Raw genomic sequence first — 6,735 nt, forward strand, 5'->3', positions numbered from 1 at the left:
CAACCTCAGGAATACGGACCCGGCATCGATTTCAGGGGCTGGCGCCCTTCTTCCGCGTTCTGGCGAACGCGATAGCTTTTATCGGATCAGCGAGAGCAGGTTTTCCGGCATCTCGTTTGCCTGGGAGGCGGCGGCCACGGCGGCCTGAACCTTCACGCTGGCGGCCGACAGTGTTGCCTGCTCCTTGGCGATATCGACATCGGCGATCGCGGACTGGGCGGCATCCAGGTTTTCGATGCTGGTCTCGATCTGCGCGGAGCGGAACTCGAAACGGGACATAGTGGCGCCCATCTCGGCCCGGGCGTTGGAGACTTCGTCGATCGCCATGTCGAGGACCGAAAGGGCCTCCTTGGCGCCATCGGCGGTCGAAACGTCCAGACCGGCAATGCTGAGGGCCTCGACGGTCAACTCCGGCAGCGACAGGTTGATGGTGTCGGCCGAGGAGGAACCTACGACGATGTCGGCGCCGGTCGTGTCGACTTCCGTTGATGTACCGTTGGTCGTGCCGGCGGTCAGGCCAAGCGTTGTAAGGTTGAGTGCGCCGGCTCCGTCCACCAGGGTGATGGAGGCCTTCTCGCCGGAGTTCAGGGTCGTCAGCGTCAGCGTACCGCCGTCGTTGATGGCGGAGAGTGTGTACTCGCCTTCCGCCTGGAGGCCGGCATTGATCTGCTCCACCATTTCATCGACGGTCATCGACGTGTCGTCGCTGAACAGTTCGATCTCGATGTCGTTGATGGTAATGGTGCCCGCGTCACCGGCGGTCACCGTCGCAGCCGCGTTCGCTCCGGTTACGGCTGCCTCGGTCTCAACGGAATCGTCGGAGAAATCGCTGGAGTCGTCCAGAAGACTCTGACCGTTGTAGCGCGTGCTCTCTGCAATACCGTCGATTTCTTCCTGGAGCTGCTCGAATTCCGCCTGGATGTAGGCGCGTTCCGTATCCGTCACGGTGCCGGAAGCCGATTGCGAGGCCAGGGTCTTCATGCGTTCCAGGATGTCGCTGACGTTGGCCGCACCGCCGTCGGCGGTCTGCAGAACCGAAATACCGTGGGAGGCGTTGGTGGAAGCCTGCTCTAGGGCTGCCACGTCGGAGGAAATCTTGGTGGCGATGGCCAGGCCGGCAGCGTCGTCGGACGCCTTGGTGATGCTCGATCCGCTTGCGAGTTTGGCAAGGGATTCGGACTGTTCGCTTGAGTTTACGTTAAGGTAGCGAACCGCCGTGTTGGCGGCGGTATTGGTCGAAATAACAGGCATCGTCTTCTCCTCGTGTCAAAAGTCCGCGCCCGTCTTTCGGCGCAGCGGCGCGATAGCCCGCGCTCTGACAGTTCAACGAGATGACACGCCAGTATCAGGCGATTTTTATTTCGTAGGGGGGAAAGTAGAGTTAACTATTTGTAAATGCATTGATGATGTCGGCACCTTGCGATTTCAGTAAAGCGCGCAGTTTCTGCCGCCCGCGCTTGAGAAGGGATTCGACCGCGGACACTGTCGTCTCCATGATTTCGGCGATCTCGCCGTTGCTCATGTTTTCATTGTAGGAAAACACAAGAGCGATTCTCTGCTGGTCCGGCAGTCCCGTCATTGCCCGTTCCAGCAGTTCGGTTGCCTCATGCCGCTCCAGGTCCTTGGACTGGTTGGAACTGCTGTCGGCCAGTTCCGGCAACTCGGCTACCGTTTCGGCTTTCGGCTTACGCAGCAGGTCGATGCAGCGGTTGCTCACCACGCGAAACAGCCAGGTGGAGAATTTCGCCCGGCCGCTTTGCCAGACCTCCCGGCGCGTCCAGACCTGAAGAAACGCGTCCTGGACGACATCCTCCGCATCCGGACCATTCCGAAGAATGCGGTAGGCGACCGCGTATCCCCTGTCCACATGCCGCTCGACCAGGATCTGGAAGGCAACCTCGTTGTCCGCGGCGATCAGTTCGAGAAGCCCGTCATCGGACAGCGATTTCAATTCGCTCACGGTAGGAGGCGGCATCCTGTCGACTTCAATCTTCAGATCGTCTTCAAAGCCGTCGCCCGTCGTTTCTGACTTTGATATCGCCACACCCATAATCCCTATTCCCAAGTCACGTCGTAAAAACTACGTAGCCATGGCTACATGTCTATAACGTAGTAATGGCGGAGATCAGGCGGAGAAAAATGAACTTTAACAGAAAAGTTACTAGGTAAATATTACGCAATACTAGGCATTATGTTCCGTGTAATAGGTAATTATTGCCTACTGAAGCTTTAAATATGTATTCTCGTGTAATTCTTGAGATTGTTGTAGTGTAAGATTCGTTAATTTTGTTTATCTGGAAGCCTGACCAGGCTCGCGCTTGAAATGTGTTGAGTATGTGCGGCAAAATTCTCCGTTTCACTTTCCGGCCGCTAGGTGTGGAATCCAAAAAGGTTGTTCATTCCATCGATCCTGAAGCTGATTGTGTTTGGTCCCCAACCAGTCTCAGATCTTCAATGCGAGTGAACAGCCTTTTTGGATTCCACACCTAGTCCTCTCGTTAAATTTTACAATCAAGCCGACCGGCAAGATCTCAAACCGCGCGCCTCGCCGGCATTGCCTGCTGGACAGGTTCCTTCGCGGATTAAACACCATGAAAACAGCGGCAAACCATGCTGTATCCTTCGGAAGAACCTTCTGGCAGCGTTAAGATCGCGCTTTGCGGTCAGCAAAGATCGACCGGAATGCCGTGCTTGTCGATGGCTCGATACGGATAGCGCCATCGGCCCGAATGTTGACATAAGTCTCATCGATGCGGACCGCCCGCAATGTAGCTTGCAGAACCGGGGCACATGCTTTTCGGTCAGTGGCGTGGACGCCAGAACCCATCTCTTGATGGTGCTGTGGTCCATTTCGAAGCCGCGTTCCAGGAGCATTTCCTCCAGATCCCGCTTGCTCAGCGGATAGCGCAAATACCAGGACACTGCCTGAATGATCAGCCAGGCTTCGAGTTGTCCGCCTTTGAACCCGTCTTTTGGCTGGCGCTTCAATTTTCGACGATGACGGTGGGAATCGGGACGCAGAACTCCGGGTTAAAGGAGTGTTCTTTCAACAGTCAAATCTCAAGACACGGTAACTTCGAAGATCTTTGCGAGAGCCCCCCTGTCCGGGCGCGGCCCTGTGAACACAGGGCGGTCGATTGCTCGACTGTCCGACCGATAATCGCTTGCGCGTATCTCAGTGGACACGTTAAAACTGATGCTAACGTAAGAACATGGGGCGGCCTGCAAATGAATGATATGAAAATCGGCGAACTCGCCAAGGCCGCCAAGGTCAGCCAGAGAACGATTCACTATTATGAAAATCTAGGTCTCATCTCTCCGATGGAACGCGAAGGGGCAAGCCACAGGCTCTACGAACGGGAGACCCTGGCGCGTCTTGAAAAGATCGCAGCTTTGAAAAGGCTGGGTCTGAGCCTCGATGAAATTAGCTCGGTAATTGATCTGTATTTCGGAAAAAAAGAAGGAATTCTGGCCGGAAAGCATCGTGTTATCGAAATGCTCAGGGAGCATCTTGAGAAAGTCGATATGCAGATTGACGAACTCTCATCCTTCCGCAGTGACTTGATCGTGAACATCAAGCATATGGAACGGCTTTATCAAGAGCACCAATCAGGTACCGACGAATAAGACCACGGCTTGACAAAAGCTGCAGCTTGATCAAAATCTACAGTCAACGTTAACTGTAGGTATCAGTATGACTCGACAGCACTATGTCCTCATGGGATTTCTGGTGCTCACCGCGCTTCTCGTGGTGGGCCAGCTTTACGTCGTGATCCCGCTAACCGGCGCGATCGCGGAAACCTTCGCGTCGACGCCGAGGCTGGCGGCCTGGTCCGGCAGCGCTTTCGGCTTCGCCTATGCATTGGGCTTCTTGATTTTCGGCCCGCTATCCGACAGGTATGGGCGGCGCGTCGTGTTGTTGACCGGTCTGATCGGGACTGCGGTGGCTACCGCGCTCGTCGGTCTGGCCGATACCATGACCACCTTTCTGCAGGCACGTGCCGTGCAGGGCCTGGTCGCGGCAAGCTTCCCGCCTGTCGCCCTGTCGCTGGTCGCGGAGGTGCTTCCGCCGCAGCGGCGGCCACTCGGGGTGTCGCTGATCAGCTTTGCTTTCCTCGCTGCGGCTCCTTTGGCCCAGTTCGGCGGAGCCGCCGTGACGGCCTCGCCGAGTATGCTGATGCTGGCACTTGCGCCGCTCTATCTCGTCATGATGGCCGGGCTCGCGATCAGTCTTCCTGGTCAGGCCGGGGCCAGCTCGGGGCCCGCCGCAGAAAAGACCGAACCTGAGGACAGCAGCAGGCTCTTGAACAATATGGTGATCGTTTCGGCCTGGGTCGCCGCGATCACCGTACTCTTCGGCTTTGTGACCTTCCAGATCGCCATCGTCATGGGCGCCGACAGTCTCGATCCGCAGATGGTTCGCTTAGCCGGTCTGCCGCCGCTGGTCCTGAGCCTCTTCGCCGCTCCGATTTCGGCCCGCTTTGGTGCCTCCGTCACTGCGCGCCTGGGTCTGATCGTCGAGGCGGTCGGGCTTGTCCTTTGTCTCGTTGGCCCGGCCATGATGGTGCCCGCAGCGGTGTTGATCTCGGCCGGTGTCGCCCTCGCCGTCCCCGGCCTTATTGCGACAATTGCCGGTGCTTCGTCGAACCGCAATCGGGGCCTGGCGCTGTCGGTCTACACGTTCACGCTGTTCGTTGGAGCCTCCCTGGCACCCCCGGTGGCCAGCGCGGTCGCACCTTTGGGATCGGCGCTGCTCTTCGGTCTTCCCGCCATCCTGCTCGCCGTCGCGTTCATAGCGGTCACGCTCTCGCGGCGAGCAGCTCCGTCGTACGCATACTAACGCCTGATCTGTGGGATCAGCAGAAAGGAATTTGGATGAATTTGCGTAATTTCGTATCCGCGATGGGAGTCGTCATCGGCTCCGGCGCCCTTGGCATCTCTGCAGACGCCGAAACGGATGGAGGTCACATGCAACTCCAACTCACCGCACGCTCCGCCCAAGCAGTTATCGGGACTTTTAAACCCGACGATTACCTGATGGTCGCGACGCGCAAAGTCAAGGTCGATGGCGAAACCGCGACCCTCACCCGTTACATCCGCGCCGACAAGCGCAATGCTCAACTGGGTGGCGAACATTTCAGCACCGTGGTTGCCGAAGATGGTCGCCTCAAAGGCTTCGCGCGGATCGATCTGGATCTCGTCGGCGGTGAGCTGCCGTCGCGCGATGAGGCCCGTGCAATCGCGCTGAACTTCCTGGAAGACGCTGCGCCGGACCTTCTCACGTCGCTCAAGATCAGCTGGATCGAACCACATGACGAGACCATTTCGTTCACCCGGCAGGGCAAGACGCGGCCCGTCACGCTGACGGGCATGAAGGTGAAGATGCAAAACAGGGCCGATGGCCGCTGGATGTGGGTCATCGTCGGCTCGAATCGGCGTGTCATGATCTTTGAACGCGATATCGTTTGGATCACTTTTCCCGGACATCGCGGAACCGAAAAATGGCTGCATGACAGCTGGCTCGATGAACGCGGGGCTGGCATCGATCCCGGCGCCTGATCCCAGGTGTTCGATCCCACACCGAGTAGTTTGGGCGATTAACGCGCATCTTAACCTGAAACGGTCTTGCCAACTTCTTGACCGCGCTTGGTCTTGGTAGATCGTTGTGATGTTTCAGAGGTTCGGTTTTCCGCGCCTCAAGGGCATGTGCTTTTCCCGGACAATCCGCCGCGCGGGCCTGCGGCAAATCCGAACTGGCGGCGCCCGATTACACGATCAAGATCATTCTCATGGCAGCACAAGGCACCTGATGTTTGTTTGACGCAAGGCACGGCTTCCTGAACGAGGATGTCAATTCATCCTTCTTCATGGAGCCGTGACCGCATGGGTCATGATTGAAACCCCGCCCCGGCAAGGACCTGAGCCCGGTCCTGTATGGGAATATGTTAGTTGATTGATGCGATGCGGGAAGGTTTGCGGACGCGCTCCAGAAGCGTGTCGATCCTGTAGCGTTCTGCCTCAAAGGACGCGCGCATTTGCCCGTCTAGGGTTCTGCCCTTGGGCAGTTTGATACGCATCGGGTCCATGTAGCGCCCATTCACCAGCACTTCGTAGTGGAGATGCGGGCCGGTGGAAAGCCCGGTCGACCCCACATAACCGATGATCTGACCCTGGGTGACCTTGGTGCCTTCCTTGATGCCCTTGCCGAAACCGCTCATGTGGTTGTAGGTGGTGGTGTATCCGTTGGTGTGGCGCAGCTCGATGCGCCGCCCGTAGCCGGAACTCCAGCCCGCCTTGAGAACAACCCCGTTGCCCGCGGCGATGATCGGTGTCCCGCGGGGCGCGGACCAGTCAACGCCCAGGTGCATCTTGGTATATTTGTGGATCGGATGGCGGCGCATGCCGAAACCTGACCGGAACTTGCCGCCATTGAGCGGCTTGCGGACCAGAAACTTTTTCGCGCTCTGGCCCGAGGCGTCGTAAAAGTCGGTGACGCCGTCATCCGGAGTGCGGTAACGATAGAATTCACGCGTCGTGTTGCCGGTGTTCAAGGACGCATAGAGAATTTTCGGTCCACTGTTGTCGTCGCCATCGGCGAAGAACAGATCCAGGGAATCTCCGGGCTGGACGCGCGCATTGAAGTCGACGTCGAAGGAGAACATGCGCACCAGATCGTCGATGATCTCGCCGGGCATCTCCTGTTCGAGCGCGGTCTGATAGAGGCTGTCGTAGATC

6 protein-coding genes and 2 pseudogenes (1 of these 8 only partly in view) are annotated in these 6,735 nt (G+C 57.8%); 3 read left to right on the forward strand and 5 right to left on the reverse strand.

Annotated elements, in window-relative coordinates:
* Positions 1-78: 78 nt before the first annotated feature.
* From OA90_RS29865 to OA90_RS27965, 4 genes and pseudogenes are all read right to left on the reverse strand, one after another.
* Positions 79-693: a flagellin gene (locus tag OA90_RS29865; RefSeq protein WP_347876833.1), complete on the reverse strand. Its 615-nt coding sequence runs from the start codon at positions 691-693 to the stop codon at positions 79-81.
* Positions 694-819: 126 nt separating this feature from the next.
* Positions 820-1,251 (reverse strand): annotated as a pseudogene (locus tag OA90_RS29870) (flagellin); the annotation flags it as partial.
* A 130-nt stretch (positions 1,252-1,381) separates the two neighbouring features.
* Positions 1,382-2,044 (reverse strand): sigma-70 family RNA polymerase sigma factor, encoded by a 663-nt coding sequence (locus tag OA90_RS08495; RefSeq protein WP_244274569.1) that lies wholly within the window; start codon positions 2,042-2,044, stop codon positions 1,382-1,384.
* Positions 2,045-2,616: 572 nt separating this feature from the next.
* Positions 2,617-3,021: pseudogene (locus OA90_RS27965) on the reverse strand (IS6 family transposase); the annotation flags it as partial.
* Positions 3,022-3,237: 216 nt separating this feature from the next.
* Here OA90_RS27965 and OA90_RS29460 point away from each other — a divergent pair.
* The 3 genes from OA90_RS29460 to OA90_RS28990 all read left to right on the forward strand — a co-directional run bounded on the left by OA90_RS29460 (position 3,238) and on the right by OA90_RS28990 (position 5,559).
* Complete coding sequence (locus OA90_RS29460; protein WP_082836918.1) at positions 3,238-3,627, forward strand: MerR family transcriptional regulator; 390 nt, start codon at positions 3,238-3,240, stop codon at positions 3,625-3,627.
* Positions 3,628-3,694: 67 nt separating this feature from the next.
* The gene (locus tag OA90_RS08505; protein ID WP_068409438.1) at positions 3,695-4,840 is read left to right on the forward strand and encodes an MFS transporter; all 1,146 of its coding nucleotides are present in this window, start codon (positions 3,695-3,697) and stop codon (positions 4,838-4,840) included.
* Between the two features lie 35 nt (positions 4,841-4,875).
* Positions 4,876-5,559 (forward strand): hypothetical protein, encoded by a 684-nt coding sequence (locus OA90_RS28990; protein ID WP_199823646.1) that lies wholly within the window; start codon positions 4,876-4,878, stop codon positions 5,557-5,559.
* A gap of 386 nt (positions 5,560-5,945) precedes the next feature.
* Here the strand turns inward: OA90_RS28990 and OA90_RS08515 are convergent, their stop codons facing one another.
* Positions 5,946-6,735: the final stretch of a M23 family metallopeptidase gene (locus tag OA90_RS08515; RefSeq protein WP_068409440.1), read on the reverse strand. Its footprint extends 1,187 nt past the window's final position; 790 of the gene's 1,977 nt are visible here — the last part of the coding sequence; its start codon lies beyond the right edge, outside the window — the gene reads right to left on this strand; its stop codon occupies positions 5,946-5,948.

Origin of the sequence: Labrenzia sp. OB1 (genome assembly GCF_001624695.1) — a bacterium.
GTDB lineage: Bacteria > Pseudomonadota > Alphaproteobacteria > Rhizobiales > Stappiaceae > Roseibium.